The 20,069-nt window shown below is 58.8% G+C and carries 18 protein-coding genes; 16 read left to right on the top strand and 2 right to left on the bottom strand.

All coding sequences use genetic code 11. The features are described 5' to 3' along the window. Positions 1-153 precede the first annotated feature (153 nt). From uvrC to tpiA, 7 genes are all read left to right on the top strand, one after another. Positions 154-2,241, top strand: coding sequence for an excinuclease ABC subunit UvrC (gene uvrC / locus IDL90_RS02285; protein WP_187994178.1), 2,088 nt, complete (start codon positions 154-156; stop codon positions 2,239-2,241). After that, a complete protein-coding gene (rapZ, locus tag IDL90_RS02280) occupies positions 2,238-3,248 on the top strand; it encodes an RNase adapter RapZ (RefSeq protein ID WP_187994177.1) in 1,011 nt (336 codons plus the stop codon). The genes uvrC and rapZ overlap by 4 nt, the downstream gene beginning before the upstream one ends. Positions 3,249-3,299: 51 nt before the next feature. Further along, positions 3,300-4,292 carry a uridine diphosphate-N-acetylglucosamine-binding protein YvcK gene (gene yvcK, locus IDL90_RS02275; RefSeq protein ID WP_187994307.1) on the top strand — a complete coding sequence of 331 codons (993 nt, stop codon included), beginning with the start codon at positions 3,300-3,302 and terminating at the stop codon, positions 4,290-4,292. An 88-nt stretch (positions 4,293-4,380) separates the two neighbouring features. Then, positions 4,381-5,361, top strand: a complete 981-nt coding sequence (gene whiA, locus IDL90_RS02270) for a DNA-binding protein WhiA (RefSeq protein WP_182142552.1) — start codon at positions 4,381-4,383, stop codon at positions 5,359-5,361. A 139-nt stretch (positions 5,362-5,500) separates the two neighbouring features. After that, the gene (gap, locus tag IDL90_RS02265; RefSeq protein ID WP_182142553.1) at positions 5,501-6,508 is read left to right on the top strand and encodes a type I glyceraldehyde-3-phosphate dehydrogenase; all 1,008 of its coding nucleotides are present in this window, start codon (positions 5,501-5,503) and stop codon (positions 6,506-6,508) included. A gap of 108 nt (positions 6,509-6,616) precedes the next feature. Beyond that, entirely contained in the window at positions 6,617-7,807 is a 1,191-nt protein-coding gene (locus IDL90_RS02260; protein WP_187994306.1) for a phosphoglycerate kinase, read from the top strand. A 2-nt stretch (positions 7,808-7,809) separates the two neighbouring features. Beyond that, positions 7,810-8,586, top strand: coding sequence for a triose-phosphate isomerase (tpiA, locus tag IDL90_RS02255; RefSeq protein WP_182142554.1), 777 nt, complete (start codon positions 7,810-7,812; stop codon positions 8,584-8,586). A gap of 163 nt (positions 8,587-8,749) precedes the next feature. Here tpiA and IDL90_RS02250 read toward each other — a convergent pair whose 3' ends face one another. Further along, complete coding sequence (locus IDL90_RS02250; protein WP_187994176.1) at positions 8,750-8,983, bottom strand: hypothetical protein; 234 nt, start codon at positions 8,981-8,983, stop codon at positions 8,750-8,752. Here IDL90_RS02250 and secG point away from each other — a divergent pair. Further along, positions 8,969-9,214, top strand: coding sequence for a preprotein translocase subunit SecG (gene secG / locus IDL90_RS02245; RefSeq protein ID WP_187994175.1), 246 nt, complete (start codon positions 8,969-8,971; stop codon positions 9,212-9,214). The two genes, IDL90_RS02250 and secG, sit on opposite strands and share 15 nt — an antisense overlap. 729 nt (positions 9,215-9,943) lie before the next feature. Here secG and tkt read toward each other — a convergent pair. Beyond that, a complete protein-coding gene (tkt, locus tag IDL90_RS02240; RefSeq protein WP_182142556.1) occupies positions 9,944-12,025 on the bottom strand; it encodes a transketolase in 2,082 nt (693 codons plus the stop codon). A gap of 108 nt (positions 12,026-12,133) precedes the next feature. Between tkt and IDL90_RS02235 the strand changes: the two genes are divergently transcribed. Genes IDL90_RS02235 through IDL90_RS02200 form a run of 8 tightly spaced genes read left to right on the top strand, consistent with a single transcriptional unit; the run spans position 12,134 to position 19,973 of the window. Continuing rightward, complete coding sequence (locus IDL90_RS02235) at positions 12,134-13,078, top strand: site-specific tyrosine recombinase XerD (RefSeq protein ID WP_259349589.1); 945 nt, start codon at positions 12,134-12,136, stop codon at positions 13,076-13,078. Positions 13,079-13,115: 37 nt separating this feature from the next. Beyond that, a complete protein-coding gene (locus IDL90_RS02230) occupies positions 13,116-13,973 on the top strand; it encodes a ParA family protein (RefSeq protein ID WP_259349590.1) in 858 nt (285 codons plus the stop codon). Between the two features lie 4 nt (positions 13,974-13,977). After that, positions 13,978-14,856 (top strand): ScpA family protein, encoded by an 879-nt coding sequence (locus IDL90_RS02225; RefSeq protein ID WP_187994174.1) that lies wholly within the window; start codon positions 13,978-13,980, stop codon positions 14,854-14,856. A 37-nt stretch (positions 14,857-14,893) separates the two neighbouring features. Next, complete coding sequence (scpB, locus tag IDL90_RS02220) at positions 14,894-15,496, top strand: SMC-Scp complex subunit ScpB (protein ID WP_398401432.1); 603 nt, start codon at positions 14,894-14,896, stop codon at positions 15,494-15,496. Positions 15,497-15,539: 43 nt separating this feature from the next. After that, positions 15,540-16,289, top strand: a complete 750-nt coding sequence (locus tag IDL90_RS02215) for a pseudouridine synthase (protein WP_187994173.1) — start codon at positions 15,540-15,542, stop codon at positions 16,287-16,289. After that, positions 16,289-17,503: a prephenate dehydrogenase gene (locus tag IDL90_RS02210; protein ID WP_187994172.1), complete on the top strand. Its 1,215-nt coding sequence runs from the start codon at positions 16,289-16,291 to the stop codon at positions 17,501-17,503. The genes IDL90_RS02215 and IDL90_RS02210 overlap by 1 nt, the downstream gene beginning before the upstream one ends. Before the next feature lie 39 nt (positions 17,504-17,542). Next, a complete protein-coding gene (cmk, locus tag IDL90_RS02205; protein ID WP_187994171.1) occupies positions 17,543-18,334 on the top strand; it encodes a (d)CMP kinase in 792 nt (263 codons plus the stop codon). After that, positions 18,327-19,973: a hypothetical protein gene (locus IDL90_RS02200; RefSeq protein ID WP_187994170.1), complete on the top strand. Its 1,647-nt coding sequence runs from the start codon at positions 18,327-18,329 to the stop codon at positions 19,971-19,973. The genes cmk and IDL90_RS02200 overlap by 8 nt, the downstream gene beginning before the upstream one ends. The last annotated feature ends 96 nt before the right edge of the window (positions 19,974-20,069 follow it).

Raw genomic sequence — 20,069 nt, 5'->3', positions numbered from 1 at the left:
TCTGCGCACTGCTACGCTGCGGTCTCCGCGATCGCATTTTGGCAAGACTGAACCTGTATTCTACAAACTTTGAAGTTTGCTTGGGGCTTTGGCGTCAGGGTTGGAACAGTTTCACATTTGCGCAGAACGCGTGGGGAGTGCAATATCGAAGAGATGACAGGACTTGAGGACCCAGGTGCGCCCTCGGACGGCGGTCGTAAGCGCTATCCGGGCCCCTATTGGCGGCCAAAAACCTCCGAGATCCCCAGGTCACCCGGCGTCTACAGGTTCAGGGACGACGAGGGCAGAGTCATTTACGTTGGAAAGGCGAAGAACCTTCGGGCCCGCCTCACCAACTATTTCCAGGATCCGCTAGTTCTACACCCGCGCACAGCACGGATGGTTCAGGACGCATCCTCTGTGCAGTGGACTGTTGTGGATACCGAGGCTGCTGCGCTCACCCTTGAGTACCAGTGGATAAAGCAGTTCGATCCACGCTACAACGTCATGTATAAGGACGATAAGTCCTACCCCTATCTGTCGGTGTCGATGGGGGAGGAGTTCCCCCGGGTTGCGATCTCTCGGGACGCGCATCGGGCCGGATCCCGGTACTTTGGCCCCTACACGAAGGTGTGGGCGATTCGGGAGACCATTGATCTTCTTCTCCCCACCTTTCCTGTTCGTTCGTGTACCCCGGGTGTATTCCGTCGGGCACAAGCGCAGGATCGGCCCTGCTTGCTGGGATACATAGGGCGCTGCTCAGCCCCATGCGTGGGGAGGATATCGCCGGAGGACCATAGGCTTCTGGCAGAGGAGCTTTGCGTGTTCATGGACGGTGAGACCGCGCAGTTCATGGCGCGACTTCGAGCTGAAATGGCGCAGGCGGCAGACGCCCTCGACTTCGAGAAGGCAGCACGGAAGCGCGACGAACTTGAAGCACTTGTGAAGGTCCAAGAGAAGAACACACTGGCGTTGCCCTCCGATGTCGATGCCGACATGTACTCCCTTGTCGTTGATGACCTTGATGCTTCCGTCCAGGCGTTCTTTGTACGCGGAGGGAGGATCCGCGGGACGCGCGGTTGGGTTCTGGAACGTGGTGATGACAGGGATGAGGCCGCACTGATGCAGGACCTGCTCGAGCAGGTCTATGCCCCCAAAGTTGCCGAGGCGCAGAGGGATGCCGGGGGCACCACCCCGATCGGAGGTACGCGCAACGCACGCCGAGGGCGGACCGCTCCCGTGTCGATAGACGATGTTGCCCACACCCCGGTGGACGCAATTCCGCCCCAGATTCTGGTCTCCGTCGCGCCCTCGGACCGGGTCAGTATCGAGGAAGTACTGCGCGGCGCGCGGGGCGCGAAAGTGACTATCAAAGTTCCTCAGCGTGGACGTAAGCGGGAACTGATGGAAACTGTGACGCGCAATGCCAGTGAGGGACTCAAACTGCATAAGACACGCCGAACAGGTGACCTGACGCAGCGCGCGATCGCCCTCGAGCAACTTAGGGACGCCCTCGACTTGGAGCGCGCTCCATTGCGTATCGAGTGTTTCGACATTTCCCACACCGGCGGCACCAACAGGGTGGCGTCAATGGTGGTGTTCGAGGACGGGATCCCGCGCAAGGGCGCATACCGGACGTTCAACATCCGCGGCGATGAGGCACAGACCCAAGACGACACTGCCGCAATGTCTGAGGTGTTGCAGCGACGTTTTGCTCGGGTCAGCACTGCTGGTGCCACGGAAGAGGTTGAGGAAAGCGCGATGGTGTCCGGGGCGATCGATCCGGACACGGGCAAACCCCGCAGATTCGCCTACAAGCCAGACCTGCTTGTTGTCGACGGCGGGTTGCCCCAGGTCAACGCGGCACGGAACGCTCTCGCAGATGCGGGTGTTTCACTTCCTGTGATCGGGCTGGCTAAGCGTCTCGAGGAAGTCTGGCTTCCCAATCAGCCCTACCCGGTGATTTTGCCGAGGTCGTCCCCGGCGCTCTATTTGTTGCAACACCTACGTGATGAGTCGCACCGCTTCGCCATTAGGGGCCATCGTAAGAAGCGCGGTAAAGCGGCGACTGTCTCGATTCTGGACGCAATTCCCGGGCTTGGGCCCGCCAGGCAGAAGGTACTGCTGAAGACATTCGGATCGGTGAAGAAGCTTCGGGGCGCCACCATTGAGGAGATCTCAGCAGTTGATGGCTTTGGGCCATCACTTGCCCAAGCAGTCCACTCTCACTTGGCGCAGGAAAGTGGCACACTGGGACAATGACATCCCAACAAAGACCCGCGACGGGTAGCCAGTTCTCCGTTCCCGCGCACGTGCGGCCGGAGGCCAGGGATCCGAAGAATCCTCTCACCGCGCCCGGTGGAATCCCGTCTTTGGAGAGAAAAGCAGAAGCGATCCCGCCACTCCAGCGTGGCAGCGAAGTGCTGATTGTGACAGGGCGGTCCGGTGCGGGAAGGTCGAGGGCGGCAAACGCCCTCGAAGATCTTGATTGGTATGTCATCGATAACCTTCCTCCGACTTTGCTGCTCCCAATGGTTGGAATGCTCACTCCGGATGGAGGTGGCGTCCACAGGTTGGCGGCGGTGGTGGACGTGCGTTCCCGGGAGTTCTTCACTTCGCTTGAGGACGTCCTCGACGAACTGCGCCACCACGGCATTGCCTACCGGACTATTTACATGGATGCCACAGACCAGGTGCTGATTCGGCGCTATGAGTCCAACCGTCGCCCTCATCCTCTCCAGGGAGATGGAACGCTACTTGACGGGTTGAAAGCGGAATCCGAGCTTCTCGCTCCGCTTCGGGAACGCGCGGATGAAATAATCGACACGTCCGACCTCTCTGTTCACGACTTGGCGCGCTACATGCGCAATGTTGTGGCAGATGAGGGCGATCAGGACACGCGGGTTTCCTTGATGTCGTTTGGCTTCAAGAATGGTCTGCCTCTCGATGCCGACCAGGTGTTGGATGTGCGCTTCCTACAAAACCCCTACTGGGTTGACGAACTGAGGTCGCTAACCGGGCGGGACCAGCCGGTATCCGACTACGTACTAGACCAGCCTGGGGTCCGCCACCTCGCCGACACCTACGCGGAGTTGATTGCATCTACTCTGGAAGGCTACAAGCGCGAACTCAAGCCATTCGTGACGGTCGCAATCGGTTGCACAGGCGGTCGTCACCGCTCGGTGGCAATTAGTGAATACATTGCAGAAAACCTGCGTGAACGGGGTGTTCCAACCCAGATCATGCACCGTGACATGGGGAGAAAGTGAATGCAGGGTCCCAAGGCGTTCTTGCCCGATGATGTGTGGGGGTCCCCGAACATGGAGGCGGCCAAGCTTCTCAACGTAGAAATGGGTCCGAAGGTTGTTGCATTCGGTGGAGGACACGGCCTGTCCGTGACCCTGCGGGCACTGCGCCACATTACCCACCAGATTTCGGCGGTTGTCACGGTTGCTGATGACGGGGGGTCTTCGGGGCGTATCCGCCAGGAAACCCCGGTGTTGCCGCCCGGTGATCTGCGAATGGCGCTGGTGAGTCTGTGCGACAACTCTGAGTGGTCGCTTACATGGCGCGACCTCATGCAACTCCGTTTGGATACGGACGGTCCACTTGACGACCACGCCCTCGGCAACCTTCTAATCGTCGGACTGTGGCAAATGTTCGAGGATCCTGTTGTCGGGTTGGACTGGATGGGGCGACTTCTTGACTCGCACGGTCGTGTCCTGCCGATGAGTTCCGTCCCATTGCGGATTGAAGCAACCGTTCGCGAGGGCGATCACACAAAGAGGATCTCCGGGCAGACGACCGTGGCAGTCGCGGGCGCTGACCTGGTGGACCTGACTGTTGAACCAGCAGATGCGCAGGTACCTCCCCAAACTCTCGAAGCCGTTGCGGATGCGGAATGGGTGATTCTAGGGCCGGGCTCATGGTTTACCTCTGTGATTCCGCATCTACTACTGGATCGTCTTCATCAAGCAATTGTCATGACTCCAGCGCATCGGGCTCTCATTTTGAATCTGACACCCCAGTCGGGGGAGACCGCACATCTGTCGTCGGCCGACCTGGTACGGGAGATCAGTAAGGTTTCACCGGACTTGAAGATCGACGTTGTGATCGCTGATCCAACAACGGTTGAAGATATCGACGACCTGATGGAAGCAAGTGCATCTCTGGGGGCACGCGTCCTCCTCCGTCAGGTGAGGTCCGGCACTGACGGGGCCGTACATGACCCGCTACGCCTAGCATCCGCGCTACGTGATGCATTCGACGGGTTCCTGGGGGAAGTCGGAACTACCGAAGCCTGGCTAGACTAGGCGAGCCAGCCAGCCACTCAGCAGCTCAGAAGGGCCGGTTCAGCACAAGCAAGAACTCATCTGACTTTGGTGAAATAAGGAGGACGGATTGTCCCTGACGTCTGAGCTCAAGACGGAGTTGGCGCGGCACAAACCAGCCTCGGTTTCCGCAGCGCGTGCGGAATGTGCCGTACTTCTACGTTTTGCCGGCGGGCTGCACGTTGTCGGAGGACGCGTACTCATCGAGGCGGAGGTCGACTCAGAGCAGGTGGCAGCCAGATTACGGGCATTCTTGCAGAGCCTGTATAGGGCTGAATCGCAAGTCATCATGGTTACGGGTGGCGCACTTCGAAAAGGCAACCGCTACGTGATCCGCGTTGTGAAGGATGCCGATGAGTTGGCGCGAGTGACGGGGCTGATTGATCGAGCAGGGCGTCCCGTCCGCGGGCTTCCAACAGACATTGTCGGCGCAGGCCCCCAAGAGGCGGCAGCAGCATGGCGTGGGGCCATAATGGCTCGGGGCTCGCTGGTGGAGCCGGGCCGCTCCGGGGCGTTAGAAGTGACGTGTCCCGGACCTGAGTCGGCCCTCGCCCTCGCCGGATGTGCCAGACGTCTTGGTTCCGCAGCGCGAACTCGTCAGGTGCGCGGCGCAGATCGGGTGACAATTCGTGACTCCGAAGCCGTTGCCGCTCTGTTGGAGGTTCTTGACGTCCCAGAGACGTTTGCACTTTGGCAGGAGCAACGCGAGAAGCGTGAAGCTCGGGGAAGTGCCAACCGGCTCGCCAACTTCGATGACGCAAACCTGCGTAGGTCTGCACGAGCTGCAGTCGCTGCGAGCATGCGCGTGCAGCGGGCCTTCGATATTCTTGGGGACGAAGTCCCAGAACACCTCCGGGAAGCGGGGGAATTGCGCGTAGCGAACAAGCAGGCTTCGTTGGAAGAGCTAGGGCAGCACGCGGAACCACCACTGACCAAAGACGCAGTTGCGGGGCGTATTAGGCGCCTCCTCGCCCTTGCTGACAAGGTTGCAGAGGAACGTGGCATCCCAACCACCGAGGCAGTCATTACCCCGGAAATGCTTGACGAGTAAATGTCCGAGAGTGTGTGCGCTTCGCCGTGGGGAATAGTAAGCTGAGAGGTGCTTGACCACTGCTGAATGTGGTCCCATACGTTAGGCGTGTGGGCAGAAGGTATAACCGAGGTGTCTTCGGGCACATCAGGAGGACATAGTGACCATTCGCGTTGGCATTAACGGCTTTGGCCGTATTGGACGCAACTTCTACCGCGCAATCAAGGTTCAGGGTGCGGACATCGAGGTCGTAGCGGTAAACGACCTTACTGACCCCAAGACTTTGGCACACTTGCTCAAGCACGACTCCGTGCTGGGCAACTTTGATGCAGCCGTCTCACACACCGATGATTCGATCGTTGTTGATGACCACGCAATCAAGGTTTACGCAGAGCGTGATCCTAAGAACATCCCGTGGGGCGATAACGATGTTGACATCGTCATCGAGTCCACCGGCTTCTTCACCGATGCAGAGAAGGCCAAGGCACACATTGAAGGTGGCGCCAAGAAGGTCATCATCTCCGCACCTGGTAAGAATGTTGACGGCACGTTCGTCATGGGTGTGAATGAGAAGGATTACAACCCGGAGACCGACAACATCATCTCCAACGCGTCCTGCACCACTAACTGCCTGGCTCCGTTGGCCAAGGTACTCAACGATGCCTTCGGCATCGAGCGGGGCCTCATGACCACGATCCACGCTTACACGGGCGACCAGCGCCTGCTTGACGCTCCCCACTCGGACCTGCGTCGTGCACGTGCAGCTGCGCTGAACATCGTTCCCACCTCAACCGGTGCTGCCAAGGCTGTCGCCCTGGTTCTGCCGGAACTGGCGGGCAAGATGGATGGTTACGCCCTGCGCGTTCCAGTGCCCACAGGCTCCGTTACCGACCTGTCCTTCGTTTCTGCCAAGCCTGTAACCGTTGATGAAGTCAACGCAGCAGTCAAGGCAGCTTCAGAGACCGATGAGCTCAAGGGCATCTTGGTTTACTCCGAAGAGCCACTGGTTTCCAAGGACATCGAAGGCGATCCTGCCTCCTCGATCTTCGACTCGGGCCTGACCAAGGTCATCGACAACGAAGTCAAGGTTGTTTCCTGGTACGACAATGAGTGGGGCTACTCGAACCGCCTCGTCGACCTCACCGCTTACGTGGGCGACCGCCTCTAAGCAACGGGTTCATTCATGGAGTGCCCGCGCATGCGCTAGGCATGCGCGGGCACTTCGTGTTCGGCTCTAGAAAACCAAAATAAGACTTTCAATAGGAGGCACTCAGTGCTGAGGACCATTGATTCCCTGGGGGACTTGAGCGGCAAGACCGTCCTCGTCCGTTCCGACTTCAACGTTCCGCTCAAGGACGGCGTAATCACCGATGACGGTCGAATCCGCGCCGCACTTCCAACAATCAAACGTCTACTTGACGCTGGTGCGGCAGTCATCGTCGCCGCTCACCTGGGACGACCCGGCGGCAAGGTAAACCCCGACTACTCGCTGGCGCCTGTGGCGACCCGACTCTCGGAACTATTGGATCAGCCGGTCATTCTCGCGGAGGACGTAACTGGAGACTCAGCCAAAGCTGTTGCCGCAGCTCTTGAGCCAGGCCAGGTAGCGCTGCTTGAGAACGTTCGTTTTGACGCACGTGAGACCTCAAAGGTTGATGCGGAACGCCAGGAGCTAGCTGCGGAATATGCAGCATTGGCTGACGCATTTGTGTCGGACGGTTTTGGCGTTGTTCACCGCAAGCAGGCGTCGGTCTACGATATCGCCGAACTGCTGCCCTCGGCAGCCGGTGAGCTGGTATTCAAAGAGATTGACTCTCTCTCGAAAGCAACAGACAATCCTGCTCGTCCGTACGTTGTGATCCTTGGTGGGTCGAAGGTCTCTGACAAGCTCGGTGTCATCGCCAACCTCCTCACGAAGGCTGATGCTCTCCTGATTGGCGGGGGGATGGCATTTACGTTCCTCAAGGCCGAAGGCTATGAGGTGGGCAAGTCCCTGCTTGAAGCCGATCAGATTGACACGGTGAAGGGCTACCTGGCTACGGCAAAAGAGAACGGCGTTGACATCGTTCTACCCGTAGATGTTGTCGTTGCGCCGGAGTTTGCTGCAGACGCGCCGGCGACAGTGGTTCCTGTTTCTGCGATCCCCGCAGACCAAATGGGCTTGGACATTGGTCCGGAATCAGCGGCATTATTTGCCGACCACATCCTCAAGGCTAAGACGGTGGCATGGAACGGACCCATGGGAGTCTTTGAATTTGAGGCGTTTGCCGGTGGCACAAAGGGTGTTGCGGGCGCGCTTGAGGAAACGGATGCGTTCACGGTTGTTGGTGGTGGCGACTCCGCTGCTGCGGTTCGTATCCTTGGTTTCGATGAAAACAAGTTCTCGCATATCTCCACCGGTGGTGGCGCTTCGCTTGAACTCCTAGAGGGGAAAACGCTCCCCGGTATCGCAGTTCTGGAGGACTGAAAATGGCACGTATTCCCCTAATCGCGGGCAACTGGAAGATGAACATGGATCATGTTCAGGCAGTCGCCCTCGTCGAAAAGTTGGCTACCGAACTTGATGATCGTCGTTTCGATTACGCACAGACCGACGTCGTCGTTATTCCGCCTTACACGGATCTGCGTTCAGTTCAGACCGTGATTGATGCGGATAATCTGGAAATCAAGCTGGGCGCCCAGGATGTTGCAGTCTATGAGAGCGGCGCTTACACGGGTGAGATTTCGGCGACCATGCTGCAGAAGCTGGGTGTTTCGTACGTGGTTGTTGGCCACTCGGAACGTCGCGAGTACCACCAGGAGACAGATGATCTGGTGGGGCAGAAGAGCAAGGCTGTTCTAGCCCACGACATGATTCCGATCATCTGCTGCGGTGAGGTGCTTGAAGTTCGCAAGTCCGGCCAGCATGTTGACCATGTTGTCAGCCAGATTGAAGGTGCCCTCGCAGGCTACACGGCTGACGATGCTGCCAAGATTGTCATCGCCTACGAACCAGTGTGGGCAATTGGGACGGGTGAGGTCGCGACTCCGGCAGACGCCGAAGAAGTTTGCAAGGCGATCCGTGATCTGCTCAAGGCCATGTACAACGAAGAGACCGCGGATGCGATCCGCATTCTCTACGGTGGTTCCGTAAAGTCATCCTCGATCAAGGAACTGATGTCACAGCCAAACGTTGATGGCGCCCTTGTTGGTGGCGCTTCGTTGGATGCGGATGAGTTCGCGAAGATTGCTGACTTCCTCAACTAGGACGCAGTTCTAGACCACGACAAGGGTGGCGGTACGGCTCTCGTAAGGGGGGTTGGCCGCCACCCTTGTTTTTTGTGGCAAGACGCTACCTGTGTTCTCGACGGTTCGGCGCAGTTCCGGCGGTGGGTTGCTGTGGTGCTATTCCAGCCGTGGGTCGCCGAAGTCAGCATAGGTCGCCGATAATTCGCAGAAACGACGGCGACCTATGCTGACTTCGGCGACGTTGGCTTGGGTTGGTGTTGACTTTGGCGACCGTGTCGATGTCCACGACCACGGTGTTCATATGACGGCGGATTTCCCGGTAGAGTGGGTCGGTAGTTGTCTCGGCGCCTGCAAGGCGTGCCGAGCTGAGAACTTCTTCTAACTCCGATGGGTGGGGATCGTGCAGGTAGTCCATATCACCATGGTTGTCCTAATCGTCATTTCGAGCTTGTTGCTCATTCTGACGGTACTTATGCATAAGGGGCGCGGGGGTGGGCTTTCCGACATGTTCGGGGGTGGCATTTCTTCGACTGCTGGCTCATCTGGCGTCGCTGAAAAGAACCTCAACCGGATCACGGTAGCTGTTCTGTGTGTTTGGGTCGTTGCGATCATCGCCTACGGCCTGTTGGTCCGCTTCTACGCCTGAGGTTCGGTGCGGCTTTACTTCTAACGTTCGATGAAGCATTGCTTCACCGCTCGAGGGGGCTACTCGGATCAGACCGTTCCAAGCAAGACTTTGGCGGCACGGCATCGCTAGCAAACAACTGGAGGCGGGGGGCACCCGGAGCAAGGTATGTTGCTGCGTGGTAGCCCATTAGAGCGCCAGGTAGACGATTGCCCAGCCCGGTAGCTGAACACGATCGTTCGAGCCTAGGCCTCACCAGCGGATGTCCTAAGGTTGCCGGTATCACCGAAGGTTGCTGGTTTCTGCGCGAAACGGAGGCTACCTTACGTGTCTCCGGCAACCTTCGGTGATACCGGCAACCTTAGCGACGCGTCCCCCAAATGTATATGTGGGGGGCTAATGTGCGTCTGGGGTACATACCCCAGACGCATTTTTCGTCCCAACGTATACATTTCACGAGAGCGGGCTTGGAAGGGGTCGCGATCTCAGATGTGCCGGAAGGTGCGCTGGACAAGGCGCGCTGCCGGAAATGCTTGGGGCGGTGTGTGGCCGGGGGTGCCCAGCGGTGGGCGGGATGGGCTGCAGGAGGTGCGGTGGGGAAGGTGGGCTGCCGGAAATGCTTGGGAGATGGGCGCCCGGCGGTGCGCCGGGGAAGGTTCGCTGGGGAAGTGCTTGAGATGGTGCGCATTCGGTGGCTGCCCCTGAGGGAAGAGCCGACAGCCCCTCGAAGGAACAGCCACCAAATTGCGCCTACTTGACGGCTGCGACCGACTCCTTCGCAGCCGCAACCACTGCCGCGGGCGTTAGGCCAAAGTGCTCAAACAAGGTGTCTCCCGCGCCCGGAGCGCCAAACGACTCGATTGAAACGCTACGGCCATTCGGGCCAACCAGCTTCGCCCACGGCATCGCGATCCCTGCCTCCACAGAAACCCTCGCTGCAACATCTGAGGGGAAGACCGACTCCCTGTAGTCCTCATCCTGGTCCGCAAACCACTCCATGCACGGCACTGAAACCACGCGGGCGCCAATGCCTTCGCTACCAAGAATCTCGCTGGCTTCAAGGGCAATCGACACTTCAGATCCGGATGCCATGAGGATGACATCCGGTCGACTTTCTGTATCAACCAGAGTGTATGCACCTCGAAGAACCCCCGAGGCTTCAGCCACTCCGTTGTCTCCACCACGGGGAACGACGGGTAGGTTCTGGCGGGAAAGTATAAGGGCGGCGGGGGAGCGACGCTCTAGGACTCCCTTCCAAGCCTGCGCGGTCTCATTCGCATCTGCTGGGCGCACAATTGCCAGGTTCGGAATTGCGCGGTATGCGGCAAGGTGCTCAACCGGCTGATGTGTCGGTCCGTCCTCACCAACACCGATGGAGTCATGTGTCCACACGTATGTAACGGGCAGGTTCATGAGCGCGGCTAGCCGCACCGCACCGCGCATGTAGTCTGCAAAGACGAAGAAGGTTCCGCCATAGACGCGGGTGAGTCCATCCGCTGCGATTCCGTTCATGACCCCGCCCATGGCGTGCTCCCGAACGCCGAAGTGCAGGTTCCGTCCGAACACGTTGCCGGTGAATGCCTTTGAGGAGCGACGCTCTGGAATGAAGGAAGGTTCGCCCGCAATCAAAGTGTTGTTCGATCCTGCCAGGTCTGCTGATCCACCCCAGAGTTCAGGCATGATCTTCGCAATGGCATTGATCGTCGTGCCGGATGCCGCACGCGTAGCTACTTCCGTCCCGGCCTCAAATTCTGGGAAGGCCTCATCAAAGCCAGCCGGTAGTTCACCGGAGCGGATCCGATTGAACAGTTCAACCTTGTCGTGGTTACCTTCAGCCCACACGCGGAATGCCTCATCCCATTCCCGCATCGCTGCATCCGCGCGGGAGAGCGCATTCTCTCGGGTGTAGGCAATGATGTCTTCGTCCATCTGGAACATCTCGCTTGGGTCCAGCCCCAGCGCCTCCTTGAGACCTGTGAGAGCTTCGCCGCCCAACTTGGAGCCGTGGATTCCCCCGGTGTCCTGCTTGCCAGGGGTCGGCCACCCAATGATTGTCGACAAGGCGATTAGGGATGGCTTCGCGTCTTCGGCAAGAGCATTGTTGATAGCCTCATCCAGGCCATGGACGTCCTCGACATACTCCGCCCCGTCCCGACGCCAAGCCACTTTCTGCGTGTGCCATCCGTAGGCCTCAAAACGCCCCAAGACATCCTCATTAAAGGAAATTGACGTGTCGTCTTCGATGCTGATTCGGTTATCGTCATAGATCACCACGAGGTTGCCAAGCTCCTGGGTTCCCGCAAGCGATGCGGCCTCGGACGCGATTCCCTCTTGGAGGCACCCGTCACCAACGATGACGTATACGTTGTGATCGAACGGTGACTTACCGAGTTCGGTGTTGGGATCGAACATTCCGTGTTCGCGGCGGGCGGCCATCGCCATACCCACAGCGGCAGCAAAACCTGACCCCAGCGGGCCCGTTGTGACCTCGATGCCTTCTGTGTGCCCCAGTTCCGGGTGACCGGGGGTCTTGGAACCGAAGTGGCGGAAGCCCTGCAGATCTTCCATTTCGAGGCCGACTCCCGCATAGTACAGCTGGATGTACTGCAGGAGAGAGGCGTGGCCCGCGGAAAGAACGAACCTGTCGCGGCCAACCCACTGGGCATCACGGGGATCAAACCGAAGGTGACGCTGATAGATCAGGTAAGCGGCTGCCGCGAGGGAGATTGGGGTACCCGGGTGTCCGGAACCCGCATTCTCTACGGCATCTCCAGCCAGTGCTTTGGCCAGCTTCACAGCCCTATCATCACGTTCGTCCCAGTTCAGCGTCACAGTGACACCACCTTCTTCGAGTAGTTGAATACATCTTTGATTCAGTCATCAAACACAACCCAGCTTAGCTTGGTGTGTCAGACTGTATGGGCATGACAGAATCAAGCTGTGAGTCCACAGGTAGCAAATCCCAGCCATGATGAGCTGCAGTGGTTTCTTGATGACATGACTGTTGTGAAGGGGGCATCGCCCCACACGGTCAGTAACTATCGTCGTGACCTCAAGCGATTTATTGAGGTGATCGCTCCGGTGAAGGTACTTGATGCATCCCGCGAGAATGTTGAAGCCTTTGCCAAGGCACTCGCGGAAGGTGAGGACGGAGGTTCGGGCCTAGCTCCCTCATCGATTGCCCGGGCTCTTTCAGCGGTTCGATCTTTCTACAAGTGGGCTATCAAAGAGCAGCTCATCGCCGCAAACCCCGCTGCTGACGTGCAGGCACCCCACGGACCGGACTCGCTTCCAAAGGCACTCACCGTGCACCAGGTAACAGCGCTGTTGGATGCGGCTGGAAAAGGGGATGGGCCGCGCGCTCTGCGAGACCGAGCGCTCTTAGAACTCTTGTATGGCACTGGCGCCCGAGTGTCAGAAGCAATCTCGCTGGCCGTGGACGACCTCGACCTCGACAAAGGGGACGATGCAGACGCGGTTTCAGTCGTGAGACTGTGGGGCAAGGGAAGGAAGGAACGCCTCGTGCCTCTGGGTGGGTACGCGGTATCGGCCGTGGAAGCATATCTTGTTCGAGGCCGTCCCGCATTGGCACAGAAAGGACCGGGGACGTCGGCGCTCTTTCTGAATTTGCGAGGGCGGGCGCTATCCCGGCAGTCTGCGTGGGAGATTATCCAGAATGCCGCGGTGGCGGCCGGCATTACCCAGGATATTTCGCCCCACACTTTGCGCCACTCGTTCGCAACCCACCTGCTGGAGGGCGGTGCTTCGGTGCGTGAGGTGCAGGAACTTCTGGGTCATGCCAGTGTTTCAACGACGCAGATCTACACGAAGATGTCGCCGACCTTGCTTACGGAAGTTTTCCGTTCGACCCATCCGCGCGCGTAGGACCCAGAAGTTGCTTGGAGGCGCTAAAGTTGGGCTTGTGAGCGAGGATTTCCAGTTGGCCCTAGTGGGCGTCGAAGAAGAAGACGATTTTCCGACGCCAGAACCGCTGTTTGAGCATGGCCCAGCACGGATCATCGCAATGTGCAACCAAAAGGGCGGGGTCGGAAAGACGACCACCAGCATCAATCTGGCCGCGGCTTTGGGAGAGTACGGACGTAAGGTGCTCCTGGTTGATTTCGATCCACAGGGTGCAGCAACGGTGGGCATGGGGATTAACGCCCTGGACATGGATGTCACCATCTACAACCTCATTTTGAACCCGCGCCTGTCAACGCGTGATGCGATCTGCAAGACTTCCGTCCCGAACGTTGATGTTCTCCCAGCCAACATTGACCTGTCAGCAGCCGAACTCCAGTTGGTGAACGAGGTCGCTCGGGAGTCTGCTCTGACCCGTGTGCTCCGCAGTGTCGAGGACGAGTACGACGTAATCATCGTTGACTGCCAGCCTTCTTTGGGTTTGCTGGCAGTGAATGCACTGACCGCTGCGCACGGCGTGATGATCCCAGTGGCGACCGAGTTCTTTGCCCTTCGTGGGGTAGCGCTGCTAGTTGAAACCATTGAGACGGTTCGTGACCGCATCAATCCACGCCTGAAGATTGATGGCATTCTTCCAACCATGGTAGATCCGCGCACGCTCCACTCCCGTGAGGTCCTAGAACGTTTGAACGAGGCGTTTGGCGACCTGGTGTTTGAGACGGAGATTCGCCGGACAGTAAAGTTCCCCGATGCCTCGGTTGCTACCGAACCAATCCTGTCATTTGCGCCCTCTCACCCCGGTTCGAAGGCGTATCGTCGTCTTGCTCGGGAAGTAATTGCCCGCGGCGACGCACCATAGAGTCGTGGCACAGAAGCTTTGGGGTGACGACAACGGGGATTCCGAGCCGCTCGAAACAGAATCGACGTATGGTCCACCGTCGTTGCGAGAGTTTGATGTTTCGTTAGAGAATTTCACGGGCCCGTTCGATCTGCTGTTGCGCCTGATTGCCCGCAGACAAATGGATCTGACGCAGATTGCGTTGGCAGCGGTTACAGACGAGTTCTTGGCCTACATTCGTAAGCAGCCCGACCTCTCTTCTGCAACGGATTTTCTGGTGGTAGCAGCGACACTGCTCCATATGAAGGCCGCGGCGTTGCTTCCTAAGAACGCGGTCGAGGACGACATTCTTGACGAGGACTTGGAGGCGCGAGATCTTCTTTTTGCCCGCCTCCTGCAGTACCGCGCCCTCCAGCAAGCAGCGGAGGTCTTGGTGAAACAGTGGGACAAGCATGCGGGCACGGTGGCTCGTTCAGTGCCACTTCAAGAACCGTACGCGTCACTTTTGCCGGAGCTGCGGTGGACGGCATCACCAGAGTTCTTTGCGTCTTTGGCAGCAAATGCACTTGCTGAGAAGCCACGTCCGGATGAAGCTCAGCATGTGGGTCGACCTGCGGCCTCGTTCGATGAGCAACTTGAAATCGTAAGAGCAAGACTTGAAGAAGGCTCTGTCGCGAGTTTTGCGGACTTAGTTCAAGACGCTTCCAACTCGGCAGTGGTGGTGACCAGGTTCCTCGCTCTGTTGCAGTTGTACCGCCAGGGCAACTTGGCCTTTCACCAAGATGATCCCATGGCCACCTTACGGATTGAGTGGGTTCCGCCAACCCCGGGCGCTGCGTTGGCAGCGTCCCTGCAGGATGGCGAAGTTGAGATAGCGAGGGGGTCCCACAGTGAGCGGCGATGAGGAAGATGCTGTGAGCATTGACAGGGAAGATGTCGCGGTGGCCGGCACAGCGGGAAGAGGTGGGGACGCTCTCTCCCTCGAAGGCGTCGATCTGAGGGGGGCGCTCGAAGCTATCCTCATGGTTGCTCTGGTGCCGGTTTCGCCTATGGAACTTGCAGCCGCCACCCAGATGCCTGTGGAGCAGGTTGAGGAGGCTCTACGAGGGCTCGCCGCCGACTACGACGGAAAAGATGGAAGTCGTGAGCGCGGCTTTGAGCTAAGGGAAGTCCAGGGGGAGTGGCGGCTCTATTCGCGTTCTAAGTGGGCGTCTTGGGTCGGCCAGTTTGTCGCGGGAGCAGAGTCCACCAGTCTGACGCGGGCAGCAATGGAAACACTGGCCATCATTGCCTATCGGCAGCCGGTGACCCGCGGTCAAATCGCGCGTATCCGTGGGGTTAATGTCGATAGCGTGCTACGAACTCTTGCTGCTCGCGACCTGATCGCCGAGGACGGTACCAGCCCAAGCGGGGCTCATCTGTTCCGCACCACGTCAAGCTTCCTGGAGTACATGGGAATGTCGTCTCTGGACGACCTCGTCCCACTCGGACCCTTCATGCCTGGACCAGAGAATATCGATTACCTGCTTGCCGAACTACCATAGAGATAACGACAAGCGACGGGAGTCGCGGAACGGGGCACTAATCATGGCGAATGACCCTCACAAAGAGGATGGCATCCGACTTCAAAAGATCATCTCTCAAGCCGGTCTAGCTTCACGTAGGGCTGCAGAAGACATGATTCTGCAGGGCAGAGTCAGTGTCGACGGAAAGGTTGTCCGCAAGCTCGGTACCCGCGTAGACCCCGCAAAGCAGGTTGTGCGGGTGGACGGGAAGCGGGTTGAGATTGATGAGAAGGCCCACATTGTTTTGGCCCTCAACAAGCCGGTCGGCATGGTTTCCACTATGGATGATCCGGATGGGCGTCCTTGCCTATCGGACCTGCTGGCCGACTATCCAGAAAGGCTTTACCACGTTGGGCGTCTGGATGTGGACACATCGGGCCTCCTCCTGCTAACCAATGATGGGGAGCTTGCCAACCGCCTGACGCACCCTTCCTATGGAATCGAGAAGACGTATGTGGCTCGAGTCCACGGGGAGGTCAAGCCGTTTGTGAGGCGGACACTTCTTCGGGGTGTGGAGCTCGAGGACGGTCCGGTCAAGGCTGACAAGTTCCGTGTTCGCGACGTCCTCGGCGACATTTCAGCCGTGGAAATCACCCTCCATGAAGGTCGCAACCGCGTTGTACGCCGCATGATGGATGCTGTTGGGTTCCCCGTGCGGGAACTGCTGCGTATCGGTTTTGGGCCGATTCATTTGGACCGACTTCAGCCCCGCGGAATGCGCCGTATCAAGGGTGATGAGCTGCGCCGCCTGTACGATTCCGTTCAGCTGTAATGGCACTCATCCAGAGGGCGGAGGTCGTAACCACCGGACCTGTGCTGATCATTGGAACAGGGTTGATTGGGACTTCAATTGCCTTGGCTCTACGTGGAAGTGGTGTGGCCGTTTACCTCTGGGACGCGTCACCCACCTCTCTTGCTCTTGCTGGTGATATGGGAGCTGGCACTCCGCTCAGCAAAGGATTTCAGTCGTTTGTAGACGTGTCTCACGGATCGGGTCTGGTGGTTGTCGCATCTCCTCCGGACGTCTCGGGAGGGATCGTCGCGACCTGCCTCAAGGCATTCCCGCGGGCAGTTGTTACGGACGTTGCCTCCGTAAAGGAGGCGGTCGTTGGGGACGTGTTTGCGTCCTCGACCGATCTTGCGGACGAGGGCGAAGCAGCTGCCACAGAGTACCCGGGGCTCACCGGGTCGGACCTGGCGCGCTACGTCGGTTCGCATCCGATGGCAGGACGTGCTCGTTCAGGTGCCAGCCATGCGGACGGCGATCTGTTCATCGGCCGACCCTGGGTCATCGTTCCTACTGAGCACTCCTGCCCAGCTGCGGTCACCACGGTTCGTAACCTAGCCGTGGATGTGGGAGCTGTTCCCATGGAACTTGGTCCGGTGGAGCACGACGAGGCCGTAGCACTCGTGTCCCACGTGCCCCAGCTGGTGTCTAGCCTTTTGGCCGCCCGCCTTGCAACCGCGTCTTCGGACGCCCTCGGACTGGCGGGTCAGGGGTTGCGAGACACGACGCGCATCGCTGCTTCCGACCCGGGTCTGTGGACGGCGATCATCGCGGGAAATGCCGACAAGGTGGCGGGTATCCTCGTTGACCTCCGTGACGACCTCGTGGGACTGATCTCCGGGTTGCAGGCTGGGGGAGTCCAGGCTGACGGAGCTATCGCCCCGGGCGTCGCGGGGGCAATAGCGAAGGTCATGACCTCGGGCAATCAAGGCGTTGAACGTATTCCTGGTAAACACGGTGACTCTTCGAGGCGGTGGGGTTACGTTGAGGTCTTAGTTCCGGATGAGCCAGGGGAGTTGGGGCGATTGTTCTCGGAACTGGGTTCGATAGGTGTGAACATAGAGGACTTGGTCTTGGAACACTCCGCGGGACAGCCAGTCGGTCTGGCCCGACTGATGATTGAACCGGGTGTTGTTGAAGAGACACAGGTGGAGTTGGAAGCTCGGGGTTGGCGCATTGCAAGTAAGAGCTTGCGCTAGTTCTTGATGGTGTTGGCAACGGGCAGAAAGAGGGCGGGGATGTCTAGTCAGGGGAGTCGCAGCACTGAGGATTCTTTGGGGCCAACCAGAACCGAAGAGACATTTCAGTTGCGCAATGCTGTTGCAGGACAGGGTCTCCTGATAGGGATCGATGGGCCGTCTGGGTCAGGAAAATCCACCGTTTCCAAACGTATCGCCGCCGAGCTCGGCCTCGCGTTCTTGGAAACGGGGGCCATGTACAGGGCTTTGACCTGGAAGTGCATGGCTGCGGGCGTGGATTTGGACAACCCTTCTGCCGTGCTGCGTGAAGCGGACCATTTGGACTTTGAATCGGTCGGTACAGTGGCGCACCCAAAGTTCCTTGTTGGTGGGCGGGACGTTACGGATGCTTTGCGTTCTGTGGAAGTTGCAGCAAAAGTCTCGGTGGTTGCCGGCTATATTCCGGTGCGGCAGTGGATGGCTATCGCGCAGCGGGAAGAGATGTATAAGGCTCGCGCAGACGGGCGAGGAATGGTTGCTGAAGGTCGGGATGTCACTACGGTTGTCTGCCCGGATGCTGATGTGAGGATACTCCTCCTCGCAGACCCGGAGGCGCGGCTGCGCAGGCGCGTCCTCGAAACCTACGGGCACGTAACCGACGACCTACTTGAGAAGACACGTGAACTGGTGAGTGGGCGCGACAAGACTGACTCCAAAGTGTCTTCGTTCCTAGAGGCTGCGCCGGGGGTCATCACCATTGACTCGTCGAGCAAGTCCGTTGACGAGGTCGTCGAGGACGTACTGTTGCAAGTGAGCGTTTGGATACAAGACCGGGTGCACGGCCGTGCCTAAGCCGGGACGCACCTTCCTTGCCATGGTGTGCGTGAGCACTCTGTGTTTGGGAGGGTGCGCGGTTTCACCCTCAACAGGTAACGCCACGTTGCATGGCGACGACAATGGCGTTCAGGACGCGCAATCACAGCAGTCTGATCGGGACGACTACGACGACACGCGCGCCGCGGAACTGCCCCTTGCCCCCAAGACGATTGCTGGTGTGCCATTTGACGTCTGGGTCTCCGAAGGGAGCATTCCAGACGACCTTGTCATCGGTGGTGCAGATCGCCCGACGAGGGCGAAAGAGGGCCAGCAGTTCTACCTCTTGGGCTCCACCCGTGGGAAGACGGACGCCCAGGTGTTGACACTGATTGACGGGGGAGTCGCATTCGGCACTGGCACTTCCCCGCAGGTTTCCCGCGAAACCGTTGGCTTGATCGGGACAGAGGGCAAGTTCACTGCGCTGCAGGAGGTTCCCAATGTGGGCGACGGATCTACCCTGTCTGGCGACGCTCCATTTCAATCACTGAATGCAACAGGTGCGTCATCTTGGGGACAGGTTGTGGTTTGGGTTGCCGTGGGTACAGGTGGGAAGCAATGGGCTCTGGTCGGGTGGAACGTTGAGACAGGGCAGGTTTCTGAGTTGGCAACAGCGGAGTCTATGACACTTGGCTTCACTGGAATCTCAGCGCGCATGGTACCCGGATTGGAACCTCCCAAGGTCAATGGTGGCTACGCATACTTTGAGGTCGCCATTCCACAGAATGTTTATGATGCCGCCACGCCCGGAGTGCGGTTTCATGAGATCCAAGTGAGCGGCGAATCGAGTCCAGACTACGGGGTGGCAGTGTTTCGAGTCCCGTTGGATTCGCCCGGCGACGTCGTGTTCGTCGGGCCATCTGCGCAGGTGATAGCCGACCCTGTAATCGATCGGGGCATGTTTTGGGCTGCGGCCCCCAGCAGTGACATCGACCCGCTTCACGACGGAACACTCAGCGGTGACCTCGAACAGAACCAAAGTGGCTCTGGGCTCGGCACCGACAACGCTGCTCAATCTGGCCAGTGGGACCCGCTTGCCGGCCTGGAATCATTTAACTATTCGAACCTGTTAGAAGTTGCCGCAGGCAAGCAGGTGCACGAATCTAAAGCTCCGGATTTGGTCGTGTGGCGCGATGCCTCTGTGATCTCACCTCTATTGGGGTTTGGACCAGCAAACAATTGGGTAATCAGTGACCTTGAGGCTTCGCAACGGTATCTAGTTGTTGCACTCACAAAGATGTCCGTGGTGCGCGGAGAGGGGCAGTCTTCTTCCGATGGGCCACCTGCTTGGCTGGTTGCTTGGGACATGGAGACCGGGCGGGTGGCTGGGCTCGCGAAGTCGGAAGTTGCGGTTCCTAACCTGTCTGTTTCCGGCGACATGGTGGCGTGGGGTGCAGGCGCCGACTTATCGCAGGCGACCTCGGATGCCATTGGGAACGTCAGTGTCGAGGGCGCTAGTGACGGATTCGTATGGCAGATTGGCAGCGATGTCGTGTTCCAATTGCCCAGTGAGGACGTGGTTGTCCCGCCACAGATCTCGGGGCACACGATTGCGGTGCGCCAGGTGGATTCCGAGGGCGTCAGTGGGTGGACTTTCCTGCGATGGATCACCGACTAGGCCCGTGATCCATCACGGGGACGCCCTCTATGACCTATCGCTCCTTCGCAACTGCGCGTGCGATTTGTGGCAGCCGGTAGCCCTGCCGTAAGATCG

The organism is Schaalia sp. JY-X159, assembly GCF_014525425.1.
In the GTDB taxonomy this organism is placed as follows: Bacteria; Actinomycetota; Actinomycetes; order Actinomycetales; family Actinomycetaceae; genus Scrofimicrobium.
This window is presented reverse-complemented; position numbering and strand designations above follow the sequence as displayed.